A 25811-nucleotide genomic window follows, 5' to 3' on the forward strand; every position below is an offset into this window, starting at 1 on the left:
GACAGTATATCGATAATGGGATGAACCACGCTCTCGACCATGAATGGCGCATGCTACAAAACTGATCTGCAGCCCTCCATCAGATGTAGCTTCTGTATGAGGTACTCTGAGTGCTTCGTTATAGATTGTGGCCTACCTCGCTCTCCATTCGATCGACGGCCTCGATATTCTGACCGGCGAAAAATATATCCAGAAGGGCGGCGGCAACTTCGCCCGTTGGCAGCAACACATCATCGATTGGCACGGGAACCTGTACGAGGGCGTCAAGCGCGCCCCGGCCGTCGGCGAAACCGAATATCTTGTGCTGAGCACAACAGGCCCTCAGCCACTGCGCGAATTGGGCCTGACGCCGTTTGCGATGTGCGCGGTCGCCATGGAGAAGTTCCCGGAACATCGCTGGCTCGCGAAAGCAGGTCGCGACATGATCGGAGATATCGGACATCTGACGTACGATGTTCACATCTATGCGCCGATGACGTCGCCTCCGCAAGCGCGCGGTGAACGCCGGTGCCGAATGTCACCCTCTACATCTCGGAAGACAGGATGCCGCCGGAAGAGACGCTCTTGGCGCTCACGGAGCGATGCACAGCGCTCTGCACCGGCATCCTTCGGGCGGCCTTGGAGAATGTGCATGTCATTTTTGTCACCGTTCGGCATGGCCGGGGGCATCCGGCCTTTGTCGAGATCCAGTATCGCCTCGAACCGTTCTGGACAGCGGCTATGAAGCGGCGAGCATCCACGCACGCAACTGAACTCACGCCAGAGACGAACCATGACGATGACCGATTTTCCCAGCCAGACGGTTGGCGACCTGACCCTCACAGCCATCAGTGACGGCTATCTCCACGCCAGTTTCGGCCTACTCTCGAATATCGATGCTGACGATGCCTCTCAAATGCAGGAGAATGCGGGGATACTGGACCACACCGCTATCCACATCAACTGCTATCTGGTGCGCGGAGGTGGTCGCACGGTCCTGATCGATGCCGGCGCGGGCGGTTTCAAACAATGGGGCGGCCGGCTGAAGGACAACCTCGCCCAGGTGGGCATCCAGCCTGCCGCTGTTGACGCCATCCTGTTGACGCACGCCCATCCCGACCATGTCGGCGGCCTGATCGACTCCTCAGGCGAAGCCGCATTCCCGAATGCCGAGCTCATCGTGTCTCAACAGGAAGTCGCGTTCTGGCAGGATGACGGTAATCTGAGCCGCGCGCCCGAGCGTGCCCATGGCAACTTCATCTTCGCCCGTCAGGCGTTTGCCGCTTATCGTGGCAGGTTGCGGATGTTCGAGACCGGAGACGTGCTTCCCGGCATGACGGCAGTTCCGCTCCCTGGTCATACGGTAGGACATACCGGCTACCGTCTTGAGTCCGGTGGCCAGAACCTGTTGGTCTGGGGCGACATAGTTCATTTCCCAGAGATCCAGATCTCACGGCCGGATGTGTCGATTGCGTTCGATCAGGATACGCATCTCGCCGCAGCGACACGCTCGAGATTGCTGGATATGATCAGTTCGGAACGGCTTCTGATCGCTGGGATGCATCTTGGTGAGCTCGGTTTCGCGCGCATAGAGCGAACGGGTGGAAATTACCACGTCGCCTATGAGGAACGAGCACCGCGCACTCCACATGCGTGACAGAAGGTGTTCACGCTCGTTCGGTGTTTAGGACCAACTTCCTGCCCAAGTCCTCCAGATCGCTCAGAAACCAGCACGACGATCCCTGATTTGATTCATACACGAAGTCCTTCAGCGCTTTGCTTCGCGCGCAAGCACTTGAAATGTCGCCGAGGACTGCCAGACGCAGTTGGTAATTGACGAATTTCTGCACGAGCAGCCCCGCAAATCCCGTTCGGAGATCGAAGAAATTCTGCGTCAGTCGCGCTGCTGGCAATGCAACCAGATTGGCTCTGTTGCCAAAAGCGGTTTCGATGAGGCCGTTGATGTCAGCCTCTGTAGAAATTTGCGGACCATTCACGTCAAAGGAGAGTACGCGTAAATTGCCCAGGATTGTAATGACTTCGCTCATGGAATGCGTCCGATTTGCTTGTCTCGAAGAAAGTTGAAGACGGTTTCCCGCTGATTGGGGAGGTGATGAAAGGCGTGTTCCAGATAATGGAGCTGGGCATTCGCCATAGTGCTCTCCGCCCGCCGCCTGGTCTCGTTGGAATTGATGAGAGCATCCCGCCCCCCAATAATGATGAGGACCGGCATCTTCAGGCTGCTGAGATCTGCATCTGAGACAAGCGGAATCGTAATCGACCGTGGGCGGACTTTCGAATGAATGCTGGAGACGAGATCCATCAAAGGTCGCGCCCTGTCGGCCAACGCTTGCGGCTGCGGCCCCATGACCATAGCGCGAACCTTGGCCTTTCCCCAGGACCCGAGCAGCAGAAGCGGCAAGGCTTTCAGGAAGAACGACTTATGGCGGCCGATTCCTGCCGGACAAAGCAACGCGAGACGATCCACACGGTGCGGCCGGCGGACGGCGTAATTCAGAGCAAGCCACCCTCCGAAAGAAACGCCGACAAAGGCGGCGTTTTCCAGATCCAGCCCGGCAAGCACGTCGTCGAGCCACGCCGCGTACCTACCGCCTTCCACGGGAAGCTGTTTAGCTGTACTCAGTCCGGGCTCCCCGATCACGTCAACGGCATAGACACGAAAAGACTGCGACCAGAGTTCGGCATCGAACATCCAGATCGCCGAATTGGTCAGCGCTCCATGCAGGAGGACGAGCGGAGGCGCATCCTTGGGGCCACACGCGACGACAAAGGTGGAACCCTCTCGTGTATCGACCCAGAGGTGATCGGCAGCAACGGGCCATTGACCAAGAACGTTCCGATATTGATCGACGAGCATGGCGTCGAGTTTCGACATATTCGATATCTCCGTCGTCACCTGACCGCCTCCAGTTGCCAGTCCAGGCTTCTCAAGAGTTCGGAGGTATCGGATGCGGAGCCGATCATAATCAGCTTCAAATGCCGCAACTCCGCATCATAGACGGAATTGAATTGAACACGATCGGGGCTGCGCTCCTGAGAAAGCAGCATCGCCTGAATGGTTACCCTCAGGCGACGCGACAGCTCGGGGGAGACATCCGGCACATCAACAACACAGGATACTCGCGCCGTGATCGGCTGCTGCGGAGCCCGCCCCGCGCCGGCGAATGTATCCAGGTTGGATCGTAGAATTCGATAGGATTTACCGATCTTCGTGCCCTTCAGGCGTCCTTCGCGGATGAGCCGGAGCACGGTTTTCGGGTGCAGCGTCAAACGCTCCGCCGCCTGACCGACAGTATAAAACTCTTCATTCATGTTTCCTAAAATATCCTTATTATGCCACAAAAAGGGAACTTATGGGCATAATAAGCAGCATTGACGAACTTGGCAAGGCGCAGCACTCAGCGCGACCTGTTAGGTATTCCCGTCTCGAGCATCTCCGGGGCTGAGCGCCAACGCCGTTTCTCGCCAACCAAGTGCATGGTCAGGCAACGGATTTTATATCGGACGGGATCGATATCGTTGCGATAGCCGCAACGATAGAGGCGATGCCCGCCAGAATGAATGTCGTGGACAGCGATAACGTGATCACCATGCCTGCCAAGGCGGAACCTACATGACGCGACCGAGCTGTTGCGGATCGGTTCGACGCTGGCGAAGCGTCAGAAGAGCAACATCGGTGGGACCGGACATGACGCCGGCAAGAATAAGGCCGATCGCCAGCCCGCCAAACCCAAACTCAGCTGCCACGGGCCATGACGCCAAGGCCGTAATTACCATTCCGATAGCCATAATGTGACGCTCTCGACCGGTCGTTCGCAGGTGTCCTGCGAGAAGTGCGCTAATTCCGCCAGCAATCCCCATCGCAGCCCACAGGAAGCCTGTCACCGAGCTACCAACCGAGGCGTCATAATGGCTACCGACGAAAACTGGGACCACAACATAGAGCACGCCCCAGGTGACCTGGTACATCGAATAGGAGATGGCGAGGCCGCGCAGCGTCGGTTGTCTGGCGACGATCTGAATGCCTTCCACTGTTGCATGAACGAAATCTGTCTGGACGCCAATCCGGGAAGGAGCGGTACAAAGGACAGGCAGATGGCGGCAGCCGCGTAAGAGAAGGAGATCATCGACATCGCGCTTTCAGGCCCGAGCCAAGCGACGATAATGCCGGCCATCGCGGGCCCGACGACATCGACGACGGCATAGATCGCTGTATCGAGCGCATTCGCACGATCGAGCGCATGGGAGGGCACCAGGCGAGGCAACAGCGTTCGCGTACCCGCCGCGCCCAACGGGCCGGCCAGAGAGAACAGGATTACCAGGAAAAGCAGAACTGGCGGCGTTGCCCAATCGAGCCAGCCAACGATGCTGATAGCGCCAATGAATGTTGCGCTGGCAATCATGTCGATCCTGACCGCGATCGTCGGACCTAAGCGGTCGAGTTGAACGCCCGCGACCGGACTAACCAGCAAACCCGGAACGATTGCCGCGAACGTCAGCCAGCCGGCCAATGCCGGTGAAGAGAACCGCGCGAGTAAAAACAGCACTAACGTAAGGATGAACATACGCCCGGCCAGACGAGACAAGGTTGCAGCACAGATAAGAGGCATCAAGCCTGGAATTCTGATGAGTCTCTGTATGAACTTTGCTGCTCCATGGGAATCTCCGTCATGACCGGAAGGGCTGATAGCGCAGGCTCAGGCATCGCCCGATCACAGATTATTTGCATTGCCATTGACGCCTCTACAACCATCAAAGTTAGCCAGCGCGCGGCCAAATGACAGCCTGCGCAACAATGACATCTTGCCCGTTGAAAGTAGCGGCAGGAGAGCCGTGCAGTTGGAAGCCAATATCCAGCGCCTCTGAAATACGGTGACAGAAAGTCGCGTCATCTTTGCCGGACAGAAGGCGATATCGTGGGAGGTTATGGGGTGGTTTCGTTGCAACGAATTCAGGAGCATCTTTCACATGTCGTCCAACATCTTTTCCATATCTACGATCGTAAATCCCGGCCTCGCCGTATTTGGCCGGCGGCCCGTTTCTCGATAGCCGAGCTTCAGATAAAGCTCGATGTTTCTCACCATGAGCGCGTTGGTGTAGAGCGTCTCTTCCCGGCAAGGCCTTTCGGTGGCTCCGATTGGAATTTCTGTAAGCGGAGCAAATTGAGTGGCAAATTTATGTTTCTGATTCCAAGTCAATAACATTTACATGAGCAGCATGCCAAGCGCGCCCAGATACGCTCGTATGCTGAGTTGGATTCAAGAACAGCCGTGCTTCAACCCGACAGCTTCAAGCGGTTAACGATCGGCAACTTCCTGCACCGTCACGCCAGGGCGCAAGCTTTCAGAAACAATCCCGGCTTTTAAGTCAGCTAGCCAATGGCGATGGCTATCGCGCTTACTCTGATCCATCGAGAGAACTCCGTTCTGTCCATTCGTTAACTCTCAATGACAGAACACAAAATTAAACAGAATGTGGGGTCAGAACACCGGTTACGATGCAGACGATATCTCGACGTTCGGATCCGGCCTGTCAGAAATTCAAGGATGCAAGCGAATATCGAGCGCCCTCATCTCGCTCGTTCAATTTGCTTCAAGGCTGGTCACTCGAACATTTTGGCGATTACGGCTTGTTCGGCTTCCTCCCATCGACGCACGTCCTTGGTCACCTGCTCAATCTCTTTGTCACTGAGGTGGTGCGCACCGTCCCGGTCGATACGACATAGACTGAATGGCTTACCGACGGTGGGGGAAGAAAGGTCAAGCGCTTCCAAAACACGCAGGACGGCCGCGCAACCGAAGCGCATCGACCGATCGGTCAAATTGAAGTGAGACAGAAGCGAGCCGGCTTGCTGTGCCATAGCCGCACCACTGCCGATCGCGTGGAATCCGATATCAGCGTAGTGCCCGATCATGCCAGAAGGCGTTATCTCAACAATCCACGGCTCACCTTTGCGCCACCCGGCAGCCATCACGTAGGCCGATGGGGAGCCGCCACCTTCTTCGCCCGGAACGTCCGAGATGAACGTGTCGTAGTGATGGCGCAGGATCGGGAGCACCTGTTCTTGCAACGCGCGACCGATATCCGGGGCCTCCAGAATAGCCGCACTGTTTTCATTGAAACACCGTTCGACGTCGACCAGCACCGATCGCGCGCCACTTCCGCCCCAAGCCGCTAGCTCGCCCAAAGGGTGCAGCTTCTCGGCCGGGTATGTCATGCCTCTCCCCTTGTCCGTAATCTGAGAGTCAGAGCCAAGCACGACTCCATCTTGGCAAACGGTAGCAAGGACGACGGTCATAATTTCAAACCTCTCGAGTCATGTTTTTTGGAGAATCCGGCTGGATTTGCATTAGCCGCGGTTCGCTTTATGACAACAGCGCGATGCCGCCTGAAGTTGTGCTTAATAGGAATAACCCATTTTCCCTTCTCGATTTTGAGTCTAGAGAGAACACGCGTGTAGTCGTATCGTTCCCACATTGCGTAGTCAAAAGGTGCTGGCAAGGCTCAAACTATCGAGTTCTGCCGTGATTTGACCCATTTTTGCGTCTTACTGTGATCCACAGGAATGCATTTAGGATCCTGAAATCGCAGCAAATTCCTCACGATGGACTGGAGCACCGCGGAACACAAAAGTGGTTCAATTCATCGCGCAAATCAACAGCTGTGCCGACTGGCGACAGGGCAAGACGCTCATCCAAACGCCAACGCGTCGCTGACGCGCGCCAGCGACGAAAGCAAGTACGTGGGGCAAATCCGGTGCGATGTTTCTGATTTAGAGTTAGAGTCAGAGTCAAGAACAGCCCGCGACAAGATATGCACCTAGAATTAGTTCGGACTAGCACCTTTGGCAGTCTCAATAGCGAGCTGCAGAACGCGTCAGTGCACTCCTGTTTTTTTATGTGTTAGTCAGCTCCAATGGCCATTTCTGAGCGCCATGAATAACAGTAATAATTTCTACTACCCCAGACTGTAATCTGTATGCGATAACATAAGGAATATCTGCGAATACATATTCGCGGGTGCCTTTTATACGGCCCGGCCGGCCCATCGAGGGGTAACTTGCTAAATTCTCCACTGCAGAGACAATTCGCGTCACAATTCTAGCAGCAGCGTCGGGATTGTCTTTTGCTATATAGGCACCTATCTGGTCGAGCCGACGAACGGCGCGGCGCGTCCAGCGTAAAGTAGGAGCAGTCATTCGCGACGACCAGCCCCAACATACTTCCCTATGACTCTGCCTAGCTCTTCCGAAGTAGCGAATTCATGGCGATCGGCTTCTGCGATTCCTGCTTGAATCTCCGCCAATTGCCATTCTTCCCGCACCACATAATCTTCGATAGCTTGTGCGGCAAGATAAGCACGTGATCTATCAGACAGCGCGGCAATTTTATCCAGTTTTTTGACGACGTCGTCCTGCACGCGGACCGTAAACGCAGCAGTCATGATTAGGTTCTCCTTGGTTCATTCAGATTATTTATGAACCATTGCGGTTCGTCAAGGCAGCACAATTTTACTTCATTTTCTCAACCACTCACGATTGTGATTTGCGCCGCAATAATCGAGCACAGGTCGAGGATTGATTGCCGGTCAAGAACCCATGCTCTTTCAATTCTGACGTTTAGAAAAAAGTCCGAGGCGGCCATTCGGGTTTTTTGCTGTAAGTTGGAACAGCTGGCGTCAGCATGTAACGCCGCCAGCACCAAATGCATAAAATCTTGCCTAGGTTTTCAGGCGGGTTTGTGATTTGCGACTGGAATGGTAATTGTCCGCTCCCGCCCTCTAGCCTCTTCTGCCTGTGACGGCCCTGGTACAGGCAAGCACCATATCTTGCGCCCGTTTTCTGGGCTTTTTTTCTCGGTCGATCCGTTATAAGGTTTTGGCAGAAACTTATAACGACGTAGTTCAACTCGCCGCCGGTACGACCAACTCATTCGAAAAGGCTAAGAATGAAAGAGATCGACATCAGCTATAGAACGATGTTCGCGGAGTTGGCGCAGCGGACAATGGATGCACAATTCGTAGCAGACTTTCCTTTAGAAGGATGGTTTGTGTCCGTAACTGTCAAGGATCGCGATTATTGGTATTTCGATTGTCCTACCCCCGAGGGTAAAGACAAACGAAGCTACGTCGGCCCCGCGAGCGACGAAGCCATCGCTAAGCGGGTAAGAGCCCACAAAGAGATCAAGGACAATATCCGAGAGCGTAGACGCATGGTCAGCACGCTGCGACGCGCCGGCCTTCCCGGTCCCGATCCCTTTGCTGGTGACGTCACGAAAGCCTTGGCCGATGCTGGGTTGTTCCGGCTGCGCGCTATCTTGATTGGGTCGGTGGCATTCAGCACCTATGCTGGAATGCTCGGTGTCCGGCTGCCCTCTGCCGCGCTGCAGACAGGCGACGCGGACTTCGCTCAGGACTTCGCAAATTCGGCTGGTGTCCAAGATACTCTCCCGCCAATCCTTGATATCCTCCAGTCAGTCGACCCTGAATTCCGAGCGGTTCCGCACCAGGCCGATAAGGCTAAGGTGGTCGCCTTCGTGAACGCAAAAGGCTATCGGGTGGAGTTCCTGACCGGAAATCGAGGATCAGAAGAATACACTGGCAAGCCGTCGCCCATGCCCGCTCTAGGCGGCGCATCGGCGGAGAATCTGCGGTTTCTTGATTATCTGATCTACGAGCCTATCCGCACAGTGCTTCTTTTCCGCGAAGGCATAAACGTTCTCGTTCCTGCTCCCGAGAAGTATGCCGTCCACAAGCTGATTGTCTCGTCGCGAAGACTCACTGACACGTTGGGGCGTTTGAGGGCTGACAAAGATCTAACGCAAGCCGCTTTGCTCTTTGAAGCCCTCGTGCAAACGCGCCACGGAATTGAGCTAAGCGATGCTTGGGAGGAAGCGTGGGAGCGCGGTGATGCATGGAAAGAGGGTATTGTCAGCGGCCTATCTAGACTACCCAAAAACGGAGTAGAAGCGTTAAGAGAGGCACTCGGGTCCGATTATGTCGAAGGCTTACTAAAAAGGTGATCGACCAATTTCGCGAGAAACAAGAGACGGCAAGAGACCAGTCTATGATTACCAGTCAAGAATCCTGGCTCCAACCCAAAGCCGACGAACCACGTTGCCAAATGCGTTAAAAGCAGAATTGCAAAAAGTTTTGCTTCGACATGCCATAATGGAAGGCATGATGCACCTGGGGCAGCTTTTCCATGCTAACACTACCCGACTTGCCATTCCCCTGCTTCCTCGGGAATGGTTGGAAGATCGTCGTACACGAATGGAAAATGGGTTGAAAACACTAGCGCGCGCAGCGCGCAACGGGACAATCTCTGGTCGAACCATCAACACGCTACGAGTGAAGGGTTGGATGTTTACGCTTCTGAGCCTGATCTGCAATCTGCGGCGCGTAACGAACATAGAAGAACACCGCATAAAGGATGATACTTTGGGGAAATGAAAACCTTTGAAATCAATCGCCATAGCCAGTCACCTCACTCAATTATTCCCACAGAAACGACAACAGCGCAGCAGAAATGAAAATTTCGCGCCAGAACCCGGGAAGTGCTTCGGCTACAGAGTCCTCCCCGAACTCATTTCCCGATCATTCGTAGAACGGAGCCTGATCTCCCCTTGTGGCGTCTGTTATTGATTTTCACGGAGTAACCTCATTCAGATTCGAAATTCGTGGAATAGGATTGGTTTTCATGACACAATGCGAGTGAAAAAGAATTTCAGGGGAAAGTATCAAAAATTATGCTTCTTGGGCAAAAGAAGCCATTTTCAGGCCAAGTGAGCTTTTTTCACGACCGTCGCCTACCGGAACGAGCAATCCCGGTCGGATACGCGTCCCTAATCGACGCTTTCGAGCTCGCTGTTCACGTGCCGATCAACCTCGCCGCCATCGGTGCGCGCCACAAAGTCTATAAAGCTGACGACTGGAAGCTTTATACGCCACGCCACCAACCAGACGCTAGTCTCACAGGCCATCTGACCTTCGCTTTACGTTACGAAGGTCTGGACCTGGCCGTCCTTAAAGCCCTGTTTCAGGCTACTGGGCCAAGGCCACTTATCGACATTGTGCATGCAGCGCCGACCGGTGCGTATGCGCTGCGTCTCTGGTTTCTTTATGAATGGCTGCTCGACACCAGGCTCGATCTCGATGATGCAACCCGGGGCACATACGCCCTGATCGTCGATCCCGATCTGCAATGGGCAATCGATGGGACGACATCCTCTCGCCATCGGGTGAAGAATAATCTGCCGGGCACACCCGCCTTCTGCCCGATGATCTTCCGCACACCCAAGCTAGAAGCTTTTATCGCCCGAGATCTCGGCGCCTGATCGCTGAGGTGCCGGCGGATTTGCTTGCCCGTACTGCTGCCTTCCTGCTCCTTAAGGATTCACGGTCGAGTTTCCAGATTGAAGGCGAAGACCCTCCCAGGGACCGCATTCAACGCGGGGGACAGGTTATCGCGGAGGCCGGTCGCCATCCAATCGACCGTGCCGAACTGGAACGATTGCAGCGCCTCGTCATTGGCGATGCGCGTTTCGTATACCTTGGCCTGCGCGCTGATAGCGGCTTTGTCGGAGAGCATGATCGCCTGAGCGGCGCGCCCATTCCGGATCATGTCAGCGCCCGGCATGACGATCTGCCGACTCTGATCGAAGGATTGACCGCATTCGACCGCGGTGCAGCACGGCAACTGGACCCGGTATTAGCCGGGGCCACCCTTGCTTTCGGCTTCGTCTATATCCATCCGTTTGAGGACGGAAATGGACGCCTGCATCGTTACGTCATCCATCATGTTTTGGCGGAACGCGGTTTCAATCCGCCTGGGGTGGTGTTTCCTGTCTCGGCAGTCATTCTCGACCGCATTGATGAGTACCGTCAAGTGTTGGAGACCTATTCCCGTCGCCTGTTGCCTTTTGTCCGCTGGCGACCGACCGAGCGAGGCAATGTAGAGGTGCTGAACGAGACTGTCGATTTTTATCGATATTTCGACGCAACGCCCCATGCGGAATTCCTGTTCGAATACGTGGCGCGTACCATTGATGTTGACCTGCCAGCAGAGACCGCCTTCCTGAAACCTATGATAGTTTCAAGAATGAGGTCTCGCGCATGATTGACATGCCGGACAGACTGCTCGATCTCCTGTTCCGCTTTCTAAGCCAGAATGGCGGTAAGGTGTCGAAGCGTGCTCGCGAAACGGAGCTTGCCGGCCTGACTGAAAAGGAGGCTGCGCGTATCGAGCTCATGTACACTGAATTGCTGCAGTCCTGATTGGGCTTTACCAACGATACGGCTGGGTTCGCCCCATTAAACGGTGCGAATTGGTTGGCCTGTTTCTGATTTTGAGTATGAGTATGAGTATGAGTATGAGTATGAGTATGAGTCAAATATCGCCCGCGACAGGATATGCACCTAGAATTAGTTTGGACTATCAGAAAGGGCTGCGGTCGTTATTGTGGATTTCATGATCAACCTCGGTTTTCCGTAACATACGGATTTTCCGCAAGTCTTAGAACAGATGGCGTCATTCTATGAACAAACCAACCCAGTGCCTTCAAATATTGTAAGCTGAGCAGAACAACTCGATACGATTGATTCTGTGTTGCCGTTGAACCGCCGCGACATGCTGGCCGCAAATGCCCGTGTCAGCGAGCGGATCGGATTGAATTCCCACTTTCAGCATCCGCAAAGTAGATTCCGGTCACACGGAAGCGTCCGTTAATCCTTTTGCATTGAACAATCACGTCGATCGAGATCTTGAGCAGATTGCGGATGTCGTCCCGGTCGAGGTCCCTTCCGCCTTCGGATTCCATAACGAGAAGCGTGAGCTGCTCGAATGCGAGATTCGGGGAGTCCGCATGCACCGTGGTGATCGAGCCGGGGTGACCCGAGTTGATGTTGCGGATATAATAGAAGGCGGTTCCGTCGCGCAGTTCCTGCAGCAGCACTCGATCGGGACGCATGCGCAGGCAGGATTCCAGGAGCTCCTTCGCGCCCAGCCTGGCCACGCCCTGGCCGCCCTTCGAATAGAATAGCCGGACATGGTTCGGCTGAGAGATAGCCAACTCAGGCGTATCCTCGATGCTGATGAGCCTTTCATCCTTTGGAATGTGCTGGACCAGAGCCTTCGACAGTGTAGTCTTGCCTGAGCCTGTGGCGCCCGAAATGATGATATTCTTTCGCGCAAGCACCGCCCCTTCCAGAAACGCCCGATATTTACCCTCGCGATAGATCTTGAGCAGCGAGTCTTCTGCGGAGTTATGGTCCGTGCTCTGGACGACGGCATCGAACAGGCCGCCATTCTCCATATCCTGAATCGACAAGGACACCGATGACGGTTTGCGGATGGTGATGGAGACGGTGTTTCTCGTTGTTGCCGGCGGGATCACGATCTGGATGCGTTCGTCGTCCGGAAGGGTCGCGGAAAGGAGGGGGCGGGTCTCGTCAATGCCCTGATTGGAAAAGCTGGCAACGGCCCGCGCCAGACGCATGAGCTTGTCGAATGAAAGGTCCGGCAGCTCGTGGCGCTGCCAGCCTTGCGACCCCTCCGTCAGCACTTCGCCGGGCCGATTGATGACGACCTCATAGAGGCTCTTGTCCCTGAGGAAGGGAGCGAGCGGGAGGAGGAGTTGGCGAACGACGCCGGCATCGGAATTTTCCGCCATCCCCTGCCCTACTTCGTCACGAGATCGGATTTCGGGTGAAAATCACCCATCACGGCCCGGTCGTAGATCGTGTTGCGCGGCTCGGTCACGCGCAGGCCGTAAATACTGGAGAAATCCAGGTCGCGTGCAACGAAGATCGATACGAGCGAACCCTGGTGCTTGGTCAGTGTCGGCGGAATGTTGATAGACTGCTCGACGGCGATCGCGGCCGCCTCCTTGCCGGCGCTTGTCGTGCCCTGTGCCTGAACATCGCTGCGCTGCAATTCCTGACCGGCGTAGGTGGCGACGTCGCCGACCACGGACAGAAGCAGGGCGCTGCCGAACCGCTCCCACCAATGGGTGTCGACATAGCCGTCGAATCCGGCGCGTCCGATGGCGTCTGTCGCCGGAGAGGCCAGCGTGATGATGACGCCGGTCGGTGTCTTGGCACGGTTCCAAAGCACGAAGAGGCGGCTCTGCCCGCGGCGAAGCCCGCCGCGATATTCGCCGACGACCTGGGTACCCTTTTCCATCAGAACCACGCGGCCATTGTCGGAGAGCACGTCGCGCGTGATCACGCAACTGGCAAAGCCCGGTTGGTCCGACGACAACGCCGTCTCGAGCGCGCAGGGAATCGAGGTGCCCATCGCGACAATGAAGTTGCGATTGCCGAGATGCCCGGCTTTCGAGCCCTCCAGCACCGTGGGCTTCAGCATCCGGTTGAAACGCTGATCCTCGTTTTCGCCCTGTCCCCGTCCACCGAACGCGCCATCGACCGGAATGAAATTGGGATCGTTGGTTGGTGCCGCGCCTGTCGGTTGGCGGTTGCTGTTGCCGGTCTGGCCGCCGCCGAAGGCCATGACCGGCGCCCGCCGGGCGGCTTCGAGCAGTTCATCGACGGCAGGGGCCTCTTCTGCTGCGACCGCCGGCGTCGGGAGCTTGATCTCGGGCACGGGCAGCACGACCGGTTCAGGTTCAGCCTTGGCCGGCTCGAATTCGGTGGTCTGCCGGATAACGTTCGGGCCAGGTTGCTCGGTCTCTTCCTTTGGCGCTTGCCGCATCGACCACATGGCAAAGCCCATAAAGGCGACGATCGCGAACACGACAGCGCCGCGCTTCACGAGCGGGTTGGTTTCCTTCTTGTGCGTCGCCGAGGTTTCTCCGCGTTCGCCCGGGATCGTTGCATTTTCAGTGTCTGACATAATGCCCTCCCCTACTGGCCCGCGGTCGGAGCCTTGACCACGCGCTCGACCGAGGGCGAAGTGGTGTTCGTGCCCGGATCCACGCCGACGGGTGAATAGGCTTCGTTGAAGATGCAGAGCGTGTCCGACCCACGGCGCAGGATGAACTTGCGGCTGATCGCATGAACCAGAACGAGATCGCCCTGCACGGTCTTCGGCACCAGGCTCTCCGTCCCGTCAGAGTTCTCGATGTAGATCGCCGGCATTTCCTGATTGTCGCTGAAGGCGAACGTCGTCACCTTGCCGTTGTCGTAGACGGACTGCGGCTCGATCGCCGCGGACCCTTGAGCCGAATAGCGCCAGTTGCGCGGACCATACTGCTCGTGAATGCCGAGGACCTGGTCGGCATAACCGGCCTCGGCGGCGCGCTTGCGCGCCTCTTCCTCAAGGCGGCGGCGCGCGGCTTCGTCGGCCGGGTATCGATACTTCACATAGAAGTAGGTGTTCTGTCCGGCGTCCACGGAGCCGTCCCGCACGACCAGCTCCATCTGGTAGCTGCGCTTGGATCCGTCCCGCCGCGTTGTGACCACGGAAATGTTCGTCGCCGGCTGGTTCTCGCGCGGCTTAAGGAACAGGATATGCCCGGCTGGCGCGACCTCCCAGGCAACCGTGTTGCCCAGCGCGACATGCGCGATTTCTTCATCCGGGGCGAATTCCACCTGCACCGACGATCGGATCGTCCCGACGACGCGCGTAATATTGTAAGGCTGGTAGTTGACGAAGCGGACGCGATTGTCCTGCTGCGCACTGGTCGGAATCTCGAGTGCATGTGCCGGCGGCATCACCAGCAATGCGATGGCGGTAGCAACGAAAAGTCTTGCTTTCTTCAATTGAAGGCCTCCGGATCGGCCCGGTACTCGCTCACCACGAACCCAAGTGGGTTCACCAGCCGGTCGCTGGAGGATGTCGGGGCATTGGCATAGGAATAGGTGATCGTCGCGACCCAATGGGTCGTGCGGATATCGTCACCCCGTGTGATGGTTCTCGTGTATCGGACCGAAACCACATTGTTATTGATCAGCGAGATCGACTTGATCGCGATGCGTGACGTCGACGAGCGCCCGTAGACGTTCTGAGGCGATTCCGGATTGCTGCCACGATACCAGGATGAGAAGCGCTGCTGCTCGGCGGAGTTTGACATCAGCGAGGCAATGCGAAAATTCTCCTCGGCATCCGACCAGACATAGCCCTCGCGCGCCCGGACATAGCGGGCAGCGAAGTATTTGGTCACTTCCTCATCATAGGTGCCGGCCGCCGAGGACAAAGCCGATACGACCTCAACGATGCCGGTCGAGTTGTCGACGCGGATCACGAATGGCTCGACGGTCTTCAGCGGCGTCAACGCCACGACCGCTGCGACCGACACGCAGGCGAGAAGACTGGCGACCGTCGCCACGAACCAGGCAAGCCGCCTCGACCGTTCGGCCGATATCATCCGATCCTGATCGAAGCGTCGAGATTTATCGAAATATTCCTTGAGGCTGTCCGTCGTGACCATAGCCTTACTCCGCCTGGCAGGCGCGGAGAGATCCGGCCTCATCAAAACCCGCGAATGCCGGGTGAACGCCCCCGCTGTTCTGCTTCAGTGTGAAAGCCAGGGCGGACGATGTGCCTGCGGCAAGCGAAGAATGCTGCTGGCCGGGCACCTGCTTACCACTCTCCCATTCCCACATCGATCTATTGAGCGGCCGTTTGGCGTAACTGTCACATTTGGGCAGCGGATAGCTCAGCGTCGCGCAGCCGCTCAACGCAAAGAGTGAAAGACATAACAATAGCGTTCGCCCCATCGATGTGGACCTTTCAAAAGTGCAGGATCGTCGGTCAGGAAGAGCCTGAAAGCCGGAATTTTTGGTAAATTGTCCTGATGCCCCCACGGGCATTCTTCATGCCCCGGGCGAGAATGCCTTCATGTGCATCACGCGCCGCGCCGTAGCCATAGGTGAGCGACGCGCCGCCCGCAGCAAGCGCTGAGGCGATTGCCGGGAGCTGATAGAACACGTAGAGCGCCGCAAGGCAGATGGCACAGAGCGCGATCGGCCGCATCAGCACATCGGAATAGGCCTCAATGGCAAGAAAAATGGAATCGATCGTGTCGATCAACAACGAGCCGATGGCGACCACCAGAACCTGCAGGATAACGAAATTAACGAGCTGGCCGAGCCACGCCTCGGTGAAACGCCGCGTGGCCTGGAACATGGCAAGTGCAATAAAAATCGGCCCAATGGCCAGAACGATCGCCAGTGCGAGCCTGGCATAGAGGGAAACGATGTAGCCAATTGCCGCGACGGCAAAACTCGCCCCTATCACCAGCATGCCGCCGAGGCCGGTCACGATGTCCACTGGCCAGTAGGCGCGCGCCCAAACCTCGCGCGCCGATTTCTGGCCCTTGTCTAGTAAAGCATCAAAGGTGCTTGCGGTCGGTGTGGCACCAACATTGAGAGCTTGGGATATCTCGCGTGGAAGTGACTCGAAAAACAGGTCGGCAACATAGATTTGATACTCGGCGGCATTCCTGACCAGCATCAGGATAACGGCGAGTTTCATTGCACGAAATGCGAAATCCGTGATTGGCTCCTGGACAGAGCCTCGCAGGATAAGGAAGCCATAAAGCATCACGTAGAGGGTCAATGCCACTGTGATAGGACCAACCACCCAATTGGCGATGTTCGATGTACCGATTGAAATAAAGTTCTGCAACGGGTTCTGGAACTGCCCATCGACAAAGGCGAAGATATTATACATTTCCCCCGTTAGCCCCCCAAAGCCTTTTTCATTCGTTGAAGGCGCGCCTTGCCATCGGCAGCAGCTGCATTGACACAGTTGGGCGTCTGACCAAGTTCACCTGGATTGTTGCGGCACTTCTCGACATGCTCAGCCAACAGCGCATCGTTTGCCAGAAAGTCGTCGACCGAATAGGTCTTTTCCGCCTGGGAGCATCCTGTAAGCATTCCGATGATCAGAAAGTTGACAAAAGGTCTCATTGAAGCGCCGCCCCCATTTCATCCATACGCTTCTTCCAGTCCTCCGCATGCCGTTGCTGCTCGACCTGGACATGGACCTGCTGGACCATTTGCAAGCCTTGCATCCGTAGAAGATCGGTCTGCAGAAAGGCGCTTTCGGCCTGAATTCGTGTCTGCAGGTCAGCAATCTCCTTGGCGTCGCTCGCCGAGGAGATCTTCTGGCGAAGCTGGTCGATCCCTTCGATACGTTTGGTCGCCGTGTCGTAGATCTTCTGGCCTAGGGACATCTGGCCAGCATTGCGTTTCTGGATTCTCTCGAGTTCATGTGCGTAGAAATCATTCGCCGACGACTGATAGGTCGAATTGCTGTCGGTAAACTTCGACGCGGCATCGCCGAATTGGCCGGAATCATTGCCACTAAGAAGGCTTTCGATGGCGACAAAATCCTGCGGCAGCGCCTTGCGGATTTCGGGCTGGTTCAGAAGCGAAGCCACATCCGCCATGTCGGTCAGCTTGTTCAGGGAGCCGAACAATTTCTCGGCCTGATTAATCTGTTGATTGAGCGCTTCATACTGCTGCTTCATTGCATCGAGCTGGCTGGCCCATCGCAGGATCGCCGTCTTGTCGACGACAGGAATTCCCTGTGCTCCAGCGCCAGCCGACAGGGCGAGAATGGCCACCACCGCCATCGTAGATTTGCGAATTCGCATCAGACTGCACTCCTTCGTTGATGAAATAGAGGAATCCAAACTGCCGGATCGTCCCCCGATCGGGCCCTTATCGTGTCGGCGAGTTCGACATTCGCCGTTCGGCCAGAGAGAATGGCTAATTCGTCGTCGAAGCCGCTCAGATTGAGTTCGGCGACGATACTGTTATGGCCCTGCTTGACGATGAAGCGTCGGCTCTCATTGGAAAGCTCACGCGCGATCAGCTCGTATTCCCTTTTGGTTAGCTTGAATCCGCCGACATAATCCACATGACTGCCACGTGAGTTCGGCATGAAAACCTGCGTTGGGCACTGCTCTATAATCGTATGGGCGATCGGGGAATTGATAGCGTCACGAGGGCTCTGCGTGGCGAACAACATCAGGCCATTCTGCTTTCGGATGGTCTTGAGCTTGTTCTGGGCCAGGTCCCTGAAGCCCTCGTCGGCAAGGGCCTTCCAGAATTCGTCGATGACGATGATGATGCGACGGCCGTCAATAAGCTGCTCGACCCGATGGAAGAGATAAGCCATCAGCGGCGTACGGATTTCCTCGTTATCGAGGAAGTCCGTCATGTCGTAGCCGAGGAACTTCGCCCCAATACCGATCTCGTCGGCGTCATTATCGAAAACCCAGCCGAGCGGACCTCCCTTTTCCCACCGGCGCAACCGCGCGGCGATACCTTCCGGATCGGTGTTGTTGAGGAAGGTGCGCAATGCGCCAATCGACCGGCGCTCGACAGGAAGATCGGAAAGGCCGTCAATAGCACCGGCGATATCTCGCACGTCGGAAACCGAGAGTTCGCGTGTCTTAGAGCCGACAAGCTTGTTCACCCACTGCGCCAGGAACGCCCTGTTCTCCGGTGTCAGTTCCATGCCCTTAAGGGGTGCGCATCCCGTCGGGCGGCCATTCTTCAACGGCAGATAGGTTCCGCCCGCCGCGCGTACGAAGAGATCGGCGCCGCGGTCCTTATCGAAAAAGACGATATGCGAGTCGAACTTCTCGCCTTGGGACAGTATGAAGTTGAGCAGAACGGTCTTGCCCGACCCGGAAGGGCCACCAATGAAGGTATTGCCGAGGTCACCATAATGAAGATTGAAATAAAGCGGCGAGCCGGACGCAGTTTTCAGCATCGCCACCGCCGGCCCCCATTCGTTACCGTCGCGCTTGCCTGCCGGATAGGAGTGGAACGGCGAAAGGGCTGCAAAATTCTTCGACGTTATGGCGCCTGAGCGAACACGATAGCGGAAGTTTCCGGGGAGCTGCGCCCACCAGGCCGCTTCCAGTCCGAGGTCTTCTCGCGCGACGACCGCGCCGCCGTTGGTCAGATGCGTCCGGCTTTTTGCCAGATTGTCGGTTAGATCCTTCACCGATCCCGCAAACACCGTTAGTGTGAGATGATGGTCACCAAGGACAAACCGGTTCGATTCCAGGTCATCAAGGGCTGCGTCCAGTTCCTCGAGTTGCGACCCGGCCTTGTCGCCGGCGCTGATCATCTGGTTCTGTTTGCGCCCCATCACCGTCTTGCCGTCAGCTTTCGACAAAAATGAGAAGCTCTGCGTCAAGATCAGTTCGTATGGAACGGTGAGCAAACCATCGAACATGCCAGGACGCGTTCGGGCCGGATATTCCTTGAAGCCAAACATGCCGGCATAGCGGGTCGTTCCCTCGTGGCGAATTTCGACGGTTTCGCGGCCGATGATGACACGATCAGAATAGATCGCGGACGATGTCCGCCCCTCAGTCAGCGGCACGGCCTCCCGGCGGCCACCGACCAGCTGGTGCAATACCTCGCTCGGCTCTGAGAAGACAAGTCCGTCCCGCACCTGTAACGACAGGATGCGCGGAGTGAAGCGCTTGAGCCCAGCGGTCAAGTCAACGACAGCATTGTTGAGATGCTTCAGCGCTTCTTCGTCTACCTCAAGTCCGGTTCGCCGCGCTTTGCGCAACTTCGACAGCAAAGCCACCACACGCTCAATCGGGTCTCGGCCGGGATACCAAACCAAGCTCAGATAGAGATCGTTGCGGAACAAGTCCTGGTCGATCATACGGTTTCGGTATTTCTCGTTCAGAGTGCGCGAGAAATCATTGGAAAATGTTCCTTCGGGATAATCGTTGTCGCGGCGGCGGATGACATGCGTCCAAAGAGCCAGCCGCTCATCGGCGATATTGCGATAAAGCGTGTTCAGGTCGCGATGAAGGGCATTCAGATCGAGGGTGTCCGCCGTCTCAAATGACACGCCTTCGAGCGCGATCATAACCATGAGGGCGCGGGAATCGAGGGCTATCACCCGTTCGTCAGCGTGGCGGACATAAGGAATGAACGTCTCTGGCTCGAGCTCGCGCTTCCTTATGATGGTTGTACTAGACAAGGCCGAGATCCCTTTCATCATAACGCCGGACAAGCTTCATCGGTGTAAGGCTTGATCCGCCCCAAAACCTGCTATTACGGGTCCTACCTCGCGTCTCTATCCAGCCAAGCAGAACGCGAAACTTGTTATGATCGTGCTTGACGATTGCCTTGAAGACGGTGTGAAAGACCAATCCCACAAGGACATAGGCGACCGACCCCGCGACGATGAAAAGGATTGTCGTGAAGATCATGTTGATCCCCATCGCCTCCATCGTCACGCCGCCAATCATCGCCGGTCGCGTGCAGGCCAAGAACAGCGTGTCTTGCTCGAGTTCGATCGTCCCAATCATTGTCAGCTGCCTGAAATCATGGAGACGATTTCGGTTGCACCGAAGATAATACCGATACCAAGGACGACGAAGGCGGCTTTGCGGAGGTCCAGATAGCCGAACATCCAGGCGATGCCGACGATAATGACCGCTATGATGGCCAGCAGACGTGCGACATTGCCCTGTAGCATATTGACGATGTTCTGCAGAACACTCTCGATACCGCCTGCTTGGGCTAAGCTCGGCTCGATCAGGGCTAGAGAGAATACGGTTGCCATCGACGCGATCGTCGCGAACGGTTTGATGCGAGCCTGAAGGTTCATGTGTTCATCACTCCTGTTGGTCATTTGAAAAGACGAGGACGGAAGATCGCCTCCCTGAACTGAAGACGTCCCATTTTGGCGCAGGCGGTTCGGAACGACTTCGCGAATGTAGGGTCGCGCCAGTGTCGGAACTCACACTATGGTCCGCCGTCCGCCGCTGGGTCCCGCTTGCCTGTTCTTGAGTTATCTCGATAGTCTTAAGGCGTTCGACCAACCGCTTGCGTTCCGCCAAAACGCGCTTGTCATAGCCGACCAATTCGCCGAGCGAAGGGTCGCCGTGGCCGTAATACGAGCGCAGCATGACCACCTCAGCTTGGGCATCCGTCGCGCCCGCCTCAACCGCCACTCGATAATAGCTTTCGAGCAGTGAGGCGCTTGCTTTAAGGTTGAGGCAGAAATCGAACGCATCGCTTACAAACAGACCAAGCTTACCGAGATCACCGGCATTAATGCCTGCGAGACCGAGATCAATGTCGATGCCATCGGCGATCAGGATTGAGGCGGTTTCAATGGCTTGGGCCTCGGTTCGAGGCTGATTGGTAGGGGGATAGTTGGAATTGATGCGGATCGCGAATGGCTTAAAGCCGCTCTCGACACTTACCACAGCTGCGAGTGTTTCGGTCACAATCTGCGGCGCGCATTGCTGCGCAAGATCGACAAAAATCGTTGCAATCGTCAGAACCACACGCGTTGGCGACCTGCACCATCTATTGTCACATCGACATATCGAGGTTGTTTCCGGATATTGGGACGTTTGGCGACAAAGGCTTTGCAGACTCTCTTCGAATTTTCGAAGTACCATTGGCCTGTCGCCACACTACTGTAATCACTCCTGCACATATGCTTGCTAACGACTTTGGGTTCGATGGACACGCATCCAGCCTCGCTGTGCCCGCGGACGTCCGACCTTGTGACGAGGCGAAACCCGGTATCGCAGTAATAGGGCTCGTAGCGCGGCCGGGACGTCGTGAAACCAATGCCACTACAAATGGGAAAGGTGCGTCCCTTGGCCAGATGTGACCAAAGCCGTTCGATTGGCGAACGGCATTCAGCGTACTCGGTCGGCGAGCCGGGATTGGAAAGGCAAAGCAGCACTTGGCACCCCCAATCATCTGTCCGCGCCACAGATGACGAAAACGTGTATAATGGAGCGCATATTAAAACGCCGGAAAGCACCCGAATGACTGCATGCCTCATGCCATTCTCCCCGTCTATCGCGCCACACGCGGTTTGCCTGCGCGCATTCACCCTTCTTTCATACTACACGATAACGCATAGTTAAGAAGATGCCAAGTCAATTAGAGAGCCGCTGGCACAATGCGATTTTTGCGACCGTGACGACGCACGAGATCATGTCTAAACCGCTGCCCGACGAGACACCAAACTCGCGTCTGCGTCAGCTTGGAATGATGAATCTGCTCTACAGTCTGCAAAAAGCTGAAATGGTGCTGACCATAACTAACGTAACGGAAGTGACTGGTATGACACGAAAAGCTGCGCAGGAGGCGATTGATCCTCTCGTCACTCGCGGCTTGTTAAAAGAATCCTGGGGCAAGACATCCCTTGGTCGAGGCAAAGCTCGGCAATATGAGATTGCACCCGAGATATTTGAAAAGCTGCAAGGTGTTTATGGCGCCTGATCGTTTACGAAAGCACTGCTGATCTTCACAATTATATTTATTACATTACGAAAACGCATACTATTAATCTCACCAGCGGGCGCGAGCACTCTTGGAGTTAGTTCACATTGGCGCGGGATTCAGCAGTGATTCGTTTTATCCAATGCACGCAGGATGGCCCCACCCCGGACGCGATCAAAGTGGGCAATTCATTTCTTGATGCGATCAAAAAGAATGCTTCAACGAGTTACTGTATCCGTCATATCTTTGTCCTAACGCAGGAATAGGGAAAGTCGGTCGTTGAAGATGTAAAAGTCAGGGGGCTGGCAGCATTTCTCTGAACGCTCAGTATGAACTTCGCGCTTCGCTGCTTATCCGAGCAATTCCTGCCTAGGTTCGAGATCGTTGTGACCAGCCAGCAAGAAGAACGGCCACCGCTCTGCTCCTCAAGCAACTCACCGGTGCAGTATGGTTAGAATCTCGCTGTCAACACTGTCATCTCGCAGAACAAGAACAGACGCACACTAAACCCGGATGACAAAGCCAAATACAAATGGCGCATTTTCATCAACTAAAACTCGCACGGCTCTTTAACTATTTTTGGATTGTGTGCTTGAGCACCGTTGTCTGTCCGGTCACAGACCGCGGCTTATCTGTTTGGGAGAAGTTATGTCAAAGAAGATCGTCTAATCAGAATTCCGAAACTACCGTCGTTGTCTTCTGAAATGAAGACGATACCGGCATTTTCTAGCACATTTCTTATGCGTTGGAGAGTCGCTGGGCGCAATTCTTCACCCCGCTCTAAACGCACGATTGTCTGCGTAGATACGCTAGCTGCATCCGCCAATTCAAGAACGCTCCATCCCAAGGCAACCCTTCCAAGTCTCCCCTGGAGGCCATTTATCACCATGTCATGGTGATTTTTGTTGCGCATTGAGAAAACTTCCTGTAGCTTAACCAAGATAGCGGTCGTTTGAGTGTTTGCACCACCCAAACGACCTTACCACAAACCAAGCTTACAGGAGCTCGGATCATGGCTGATTCTGAGAATAGCAGAACTTTGCCCTCACGTACCCATCGAAACATTCTTTCCTCCGTCGAGGAATTCCTTTCCCACAAATCAAATCCGCCATCGCCTGGGCCCGACGACGATCCTGCAGTACTGAAATGGGAAATCTGGCAGAAAGCCTATACTGAATTCTGTCAGCTCTGCCGGTTGCAGCAGCATCTCGAGAGAAAACTGCTTCGGGAGGTCGGCGAACCTTACATCCAGGTGGAAGTACCCGGGATTGGAAGCTGCTCTGTAATGAGCTACCGGGACATAGAAAACATTCTACCCGGCCCATCGCTAGCGGAAGCACGCGCAGAAGCAAACACGCGATTGAAAGAGCATTACTCCATTCTCGAGTTTGCGGACGAACTGACCGGATATACGCGTGCGCTTGAAGCGGAAAGTGAGGCTTCCGAACGAGAAGGCATAGCCGCACATGAACTGTGGGATACACCGGCTCGATCCATTTACGGTGCCATCGCAAAACTGCATGCATTAATAACTCTAGGCGTTCTTCAGCCCGACTGCGATGAATTTCCTTGGCCTCCGTTTCGATCAGTGGCTGCCGATCTTCTAATGATTTTGAAGGAAACAAGTCTCAGTCCTCCCTGCGCGGGCTGATCAACTCCTCGATAGTTACCTCGAGCGCACCTGCCAGTTTCGCCAGATTTTTTAGGGTTGGTGAGTGCTTTCGATTTTCAAGGTTCTGAATCGTCGAGCGATGCAAACCGGAGCGGAATCCCAGCTCTTCCTGAGAGAGTTTTCGCTCGTTCCTTAACCAGAACAGATTACGGGCAAAGATATCGCGGTTTTCCATCCTTGAACTTATTGCGTTCTGTAGAGTATTCAACTACAGAGTAAACTCTACATAATCACGGGAGGGCGGATCAGCCGGGCGAAACAGGCCTGGATGAGGAGGACAGAATTTTTCGCGGGAGAAGCACGAACCCGAAGTGTGGCGTGCTGCGGAACATCAAAGGGAGTAATTCAATGACACTTATAAGCACTTTTAGCCGGGCGCTGGTTTGCGCCGGCGTTAGTATTTCGATGCTGGGAGGCCTGACGGCAATTGAGGCGAGCGCACAGACGTTAAAAGTTGCAACTGCCTACAAGCTTATGACACTCGACCCCCATTATGCGGATCTCAACGAAAACACCTCACTTCTCTCTCATATTTTTGAAAGGCTGGTTTATCAGGACGAAAACATGGAACCCCAACCGGGGCTTGCCAAATCCTGGAAGCGGCTGTCAGACGCACAATGGGAATTCAAGCTTCGCGAAGATGTGAAGTTTCACGATGGCTCGCCTTTTACGGCACAGGACGTCGTCACTACCGTTGAACGTATCCAGCATTATCTCAAGCCCCCAGGCGGCGGACTGGCGGCCTATACGCAAGCCATCAGCAAAATCACTGCAACGGATCCGCATACCGTTGTCTTCGAAACGAGCCAAGCTGATCCCACCCTTCCACTATCGCTGGCGTCAATATTCATTGTGCGACACGAGGACGGCGGCTTCAAAGCAACCGATGAGATGAACCGGGGCTTGGCTGTAATCGGTACCGGCCCTTACAAATTCGACAGCTGGCAATCGGGCGAAACCCTTAAACTGGTTACAAACGATGATTACTGGGGAACAAAGCCTGCCTGGTCTGAAGTAGTATTCCGGATTATTGAGAGTCCTGCTGCTCGCGTCGCTGCCCTCGCCACTGGTGATGTCGATCTTGCCGACTATATTCCAGCGCGTGATGTTAAAATGCTTAAACAGCGCGGAGCAAAGGTTGAAAGCACCAGCGCGGCGCGATCCAATTTCCTGCAATTTGACGTCGGGCGCGAGAAGCTTCCCGGCGTAACCGACAAATCCGGCTCACCAATCGCCAATCCGTTTCGCGATGCACGGGTGCGCAAGGCGCTGACGATGGCGACAGATCGCGATTTTCTCGCCCAGAAAATCCTAATGGGATACGGAAGTGCGGCCTCTCAGCTTTTTCCGACTGGTTTACCGGGCACCTCGGACCAACTTTCCGTCACCAAACCTGATTATGAAGGTGCCAAAGACTTGCTATCCCGTGCAGGGTTAAAGGACGGTTTCAGTGTGGAGATTGGCGGGCCGGGAGGACGTTATCCAGGTGACAGCGAATCCCTGCAAGCCATAGCCCAAAACTGGGCGCGCATCGGGGTTCGAGTAAAACCGGCGGTCGCCCCCTACTCTGTCTACGCGAACAAACTGAACCAGGGTGATTATCCGGCTTGGTATGCTGGCTGTTCCGGCGATGCGGTCACGATCTGTCTCGATGCCGTGCTCGCTTCGAAAAATGACGAACAGAAAACCGGTTCGTTGAATTACGGAGACTATCGCAACGCGGCATTCGATGAGGCATTAGCCAACGCGGAGGCTATCGAGGTCGGGCCGAAGCGGGACGAGGCAATCGCTCGCGCCACCGATCTCGTAATGGCGGACTATCCAATTATTCCGCTCTATCATTTCCACCACATCGCGGGCTACGGAAAGCGTGTTGCCTCTTACACTGTTCACCCACGTGGATGGACAACAGCCATGCAAGCCGTCCCGGCGGGAGAGTGAC

At 55.5% G+C, this 25811-nt stretch carries 32 protein-coding genes and 1 pseudogene; 8 read left to right on the forward strand and 25 right to left on the reverse strand.

The window, feature by feature from the left end:
• Nucleotides 1-118: 118 nt before the first annotated feature.
• Complete coding sequence (locus tag RT142_RS09315) at nt 119-460, reverse strand: hypothetical protein (RefSeq protein ID WP_171380379.1); 342 nt, start codon at nt 458-460, stop codon at nt 119-121.
• Between the two features lie 312 nt (nt 461-772).
• Between RT142_RS09315 and RT142_RS09320 the strand changes: the two genes are divergently transcribed.
• Nucleotides 773-1636, forward strand: a complete 864-nt coding sequence (locus RT142_RS09320; protein ID WP_171380378.1) for an MBL fold metallo-hydrolase — start codon at nt 773-775, stop codon at nt 1634-1636.
• Nucleotides 1637-1646: 10 nt separating this feature from the next.
• Here the strand turns inward: RT142_RS09320 and RT142_RS09325 are convergent, their stop codons facing one another.
• The 9 genes from RT142_RS09325 to RT142_RS09370 all read right to left on the reverse strand — a co-directional run bounded on the left by RT142_RS09325 (nt 1647) and on the right by RT142_RS09370 (nt 7443).
• A complete protein-coding gene (locus RT142_RS09325) occupies nt 1647-2027 on the reverse strand; it encodes a DUF4180 domain-containing protein (RefSeq protein ID WP_171380377.1) in 381 nt (126 codons plus the stop codon).
• Entirely contained in the window at nt 2024-2875 is an 852-nt protein-coding gene (locus RT142_RS09330) for an alpha/beta fold hydrolase (protein WP_204162563.1), read from the reverse strand. The genes RT142_RS09325 and RT142_RS09330 overlap by 4 nt, the downstream gene beginning before the upstream one ends.
• A 17-nt stretch (nt 2876-2892) precedes the next feature.
• Nucleotides 2893-3312, reverse strand: a complete 420-nt coding sequence (locus RT142_RS09335; protein WP_171380376.1) for a helix-turn-helix domain-containing protein — start codon at nt 3310-3312, stop codon at nt 2893-2895.
• 297 nt (nt 3313-3609) lie between these two features.
• Nucleotides 3610-3969, reverse strand: a complete 360-nt coding sequence (locus tag RT142_RS09340) for a hypothetical protein (protein ID WP_353368081.1) — start codon at nt 3967-3969, stop codon at nt 3610-3612.
• A complete protein-coding gene (locus RT142_RS09345) occupies nt 3882-4565 on the reverse strand; it encodes an MFS transporter (RefSeq protein WP_313028434.1) in 684 nt (227 codons plus the stop codon). The genes RT142_RS09340 and RT142_RS09345 overlap by 88 nt, the downstream gene beginning before the upstream one ends.
• 193 nt (nt 4566-4758) lie before the next feature.
• The gene (locus RT142_RS09350; RefSeq protein WP_171380375.1) at nt 4759-4968 is read right to left on the reverse strand and encodes a DUF1737 domain-containing protein; all 210 of its coding nucleotides are present in this window, start codon (nt 4966-4968) and stop codon (nt 4759-4761) included.
• A gap of 634 nt (nt 4969-5602) precedes the next feature.
• The gene (locus tag RT142_RS09360; protein WP_235820861.1) at nt 5603-6217 is read right to left on the reverse strand and encodes a proteasome protein; all 615 of its coding nucleotides are present in this window, start codon (nt 6215-6217) and stop codon (nt 5603-5605) included.
• Between the two features lie 678 nt (nt 6218-6895).
• Complete coding sequence (locus RT142_RS09365) at nt 6896-7198, reverse strand: type II toxin-antitoxin system RelE/ParE family toxin (protein ID WP_171380374.1); 303 nt, start codon at nt 7196-7198, stop codon at nt 6896-6898.
• Nucleotides 7195-7443 (reverse strand): CopG family ribbon-helix-helix protein, encoded by a 249-nt coding sequence (locus RT142_RS09370; protein ID WP_064322972.1) that lies wholly within the window; start codon nt 7441-7443, stop codon nt 7195-7197. The genes RT142_RS09365 and RT142_RS09370 overlap by 4 nt, the downstream gene beginning before the upstream one ends.
• A 503-nt stretch (nt 7444-7946) precedes the next feature.
• Here RT142_RS09370 and RT142_RS09375 point away from each other — a divergent pair.
• Nucleotides 7947-9020: a GSU2403 family nucleotidyltransferase fold protein gene (locus tag RT142_RS09375; protein ID WP_171380373.1), complete on the forward strand. Its 1074-nt coding sequence runs from the start codon at nt 7947-7949 to the stop codon at nt 9018-9020.
• Between the two features lie 325 nt (nt 9021-9345).
• On the opposite strand, the pseudogene RT142_RS09380 reads toward RT142_RS09375, so the two are convergent.
• A pseudogene (locus RT142_RS09380) lies at nt 9346-9473 on the reverse strand (IS6 family transposase); the annotation flags it as partial.
• Nucleotides 9474-9746: 273 nt separating this feature from the next.
• On the opposite strand from RT142_RS09380, the gene RT142_RS09385 reads away from it, so the two are divergent.
• The 3 genes from RT142_RS09385 to RT142_RS09395 are packed head-to-tail and all read left to right on the forward strand — an operon-like array spanning nt 9747 to nt 11274.
• Nucleotides 9747-10334, forward strand: coding sequence for a hypothetical protein (locus tag RT142_RS09385; RefSeq protein ID WP_312470774.1), 588 nt, complete (start codon nt 9747-9749; stop codon nt 10332-10334).
• A 20-nt stretch (nt 10335-10354) separates the two neighbouring features.
• Nucleotides 10355-11116, forward strand: a complete 762-nt coding sequence (locus RT142_RS09390; protein ID WP_313028436.1) for a Fic family protein — start codon at nt 10355-10357, stop codon at nt 11114-11116.
• Nucleotides 11113-11274 carry a hypothetical protein gene (locus RT142_RS09395; RefSeq protein ID WP_313028437.1) on the forward strand — a complete coding sequence of 54 codons (162 nt, stop codon included), beginning with the start codon at nt 11113-11115 and terminating at the stop codon, nt 11272-11274. The genes RT142_RS09390 and RT142_RS09395 overlap by 4 nt, the downstream gene beginning before the upstream one ends.
• Nucleotides 11275-11648: 374 nt before the next feature.
• Here RT142_RS09395 and virB11 read toward each other — a convergent pair whose 3' ends face one another.
• From virB11 to RT142_RS24355, 12 genes are all read right to left on the reverse strand, one after another.
• Nucleotides 11649-12668, reverse strand: coding sequence for a P-type DNA transfer ATPase VirB11 (gene virB11, locus RT142_RS09400; RefSeq protein ID WP_171380372.1), 1020 nt, complete (start codon nt 12666-12668; stop codon nt 11649-11651).
• 8 nt (nt 12669-12676) lie between these two features.
• Nucleotides 12677-13849: a type IV secretion system protein VirB10 gene (gene virB10, locus RT142_RS09405; RefSeq protein ID WP_171380371.1), complete on the reverse strand. Its 1173-nt coding sequence runs from the start codon at nt 13847-13849 to the stop codon at nt 12677-12679.
• 11 nt (nt 13850-13860) lie between these two features.
• The gene (gene virB9 / locus RT142_RS09410; protein ID WP_084479977.1) at nt 13861-14718 is read right to left on the reverse strand and encodes a P-type conjugative transfer protein VirB9; all 858 of its coding nucleotides are present in this window, start codon (nt 14716-14718) and stop codon (nt 13861-13863) included.
• A complete protein-coding gene (locus tag RT142_RS09415) occupies nt 14715-15386 on the reverse strand; it encodes a virB8 family protein (RefSeq protein WP_007881574.1) in 672 nt (223 codons plus the stop codon). The genes virB9 and RT142_RS09415 overlap by 4 nt, the downstream gene beginning before the upstream one ends.
• A 323-nt stretch (nt 15387-15709) precedes the next feature.
• Complete coding sequence (locus RT142_RS09420) at nt 15710-16630, reverse strand: type IV secretion system protein (RefSeq protein ID WP_064322885.1); 921 nt, start codon at nt 16628-16630, stop codon at nt 15710-15712.
• A gap of 8 nt (nt 16631-16638) precedes the next feature.
• The gene (locus RT142_RS09425; RefSeq protein WP_064322886.1) at nt 16639-16869 is read right to left on the reverse strand and encodes an EexN family lipoprotein; all 231 of its coding nucleotides are present in this window, start codon (nt 16867-16869) and stop codon (nt 16639-16641) included.
• Nucleotides 16866-17558, reverse strand: coding sequence for a P-type DNA transfer protein VirB5 (virB5, locus tag RT142_RS09430; protein ID WP_171380369.1), 693 nt, complete (start codon nt 17556-17558; stop codon nt 16866-16868). The genes RT142_RS09425 and virB5 overlap by 4 nt, the downstream gene beginning before the upstream one ends.
• Nucleotides 17558-19942 (reverse strand): VirB4 family type IV secretion/conjugal transfer ATPase, encoded by a 2385-nt coding sequence (locus tag RT142_RS09435; RefSeq protein WP_171380619.1) that lies wholly within the window; start codon nt 19940-19942, stop codon nt 17558-17560. Before RT142_RS09435 ends, virB5 begins: the two co-directional genes overlap by 1 nt.
• Entirely contained in the window at nt 19917-20255 is a 339-nt protein-coding gene (locus RT142_RS09440; protein ID WP_007881583.1) for a type IV secretion system protein VirB3, read from the reverse strand. Before RT142_RS09440 ends, RT142_RS09435 begins: the two co-directional genes overlap by 26 nt.
• Nucleotides 20256-20257: 2 nt before the next feature.
• Nucleotides 20258-20557: a TrbC/VirB2 family protein gene (locus tag RT142_RS09445; RefSeq protein WP_007881587.1), complete on the reverse strand. Its 300-nt coding sequence runs from the start codon at nt 20555-20557 to the stop codon at nt 20258-20260.
• 7 nt (nt 20558-20564) lie between these two features.
• Nucleotides 20565-21242, reverse strand: coding sequence for a lytic transglycosylase domain-containing protein (locus RT142_RS09450; protein ID WP_313028439.1), 678 nt, complete (start codon nt 21240-21242; stop codon nt 20565-20567).
• On the reverse strand, nt 21233-21754 hold the full coding sequence (locus RT142_RS24355) for a hypothetical protein (RefSeq protein ID WP_084479979.1): 522 nt from the start codon (nt 21752-21754) through the stop codon (nt 21233-21235). Before RT142_RS24355 ends, RT142_RS09450 begins: the two co-directional genes overlap by 10 nt.
• Nucleotides 21755-21909: 155 nt before the next feature.
• On the opposite strand from RT142_RS24355, the gene RT142_RS09455 reads away from it, so the two are divergent.
• A complete protein-coding gene (locus RT142_RS09455) occupies nt 21910-22197 on the forward strand; it encodes a MarR family transcriptional regulator (RefSeq protein WP_231194330.1) in 288 nt (95 codons plus the stop codon).
• A 646-nt stretch (nt 22198-22843) separates the two neighbouring features.
• On the opposite strand, the gene RT142_RS09460 is transcribed toward RT142_RS09455, so the two are convergent.
• Nucleotides 22844-23110 (reverse strand): helix-turn-helix domain-containing protein, encoded by a 267-nt coding sequence (locus RT142_RS09460; RefSeq protein ID WP_408912964.1) that lies wholly within the window; start codon nt 23108-23110, stop codon nt 22844-22846.
• A gap of 99 nt (nt 23111-23209) precedes the next feature.
• Here RT142_RS09460 and RT142_RS09465 point away from each other — a divergent pair, with 99 nt between their 5' ends.
• Nucleotides 23210-23848 (forward strand): hypothetical protein, encoded by a 639-nt coding sequence (locus RT142_RS09465; protein ID WP_064322889.1) that lies wholly within the window; start codon nt 23210-23212, stop codon nt 23846-23848.
• On the opposite strand, the gene RT142_RS09470 is transcribed toward RT142_RS09465, so the two are convergent.
• Entirely contained in the window at nt 23826-24044 is a 219-nt protein-coding gene (locus RT142_RS09470) for a helix-turn-helix domain-containing protein (protein WP_007881592.1), read from the reverse strand. The genes RT142_RS09465 and RT142_RS09470 overlap by 23 nt on opposite strands.
• 173 nt (nt 24045-24217) lie before the next feature.
• Here RT142_RS09470 and RT142_RS09475 point away from each other — a divergent pair, with 173 nt between their 5' ends.
• Nucleotides 24218-25810 (forward strand): ABC transporter substrate-binding protein, encoded by a 1593-nt coding sequence (locus RT142_RS09475; protein ID WP_007881598.1) that lies wholly within the window; start codon nt 24218-24220, stop codon nt 25808-25810.
• Nucleotide 25811 lies beyond the last annotated feature (1 nt).

The organism is Brucella sp. (assembly GCF_032066345.1).
GTDB lineage: Bacteria > Pseudomonadota > Alphaproteobacteria > Rhizobiales > Rhizobiaceae > Brucella > Brucella pseudogrignonensis.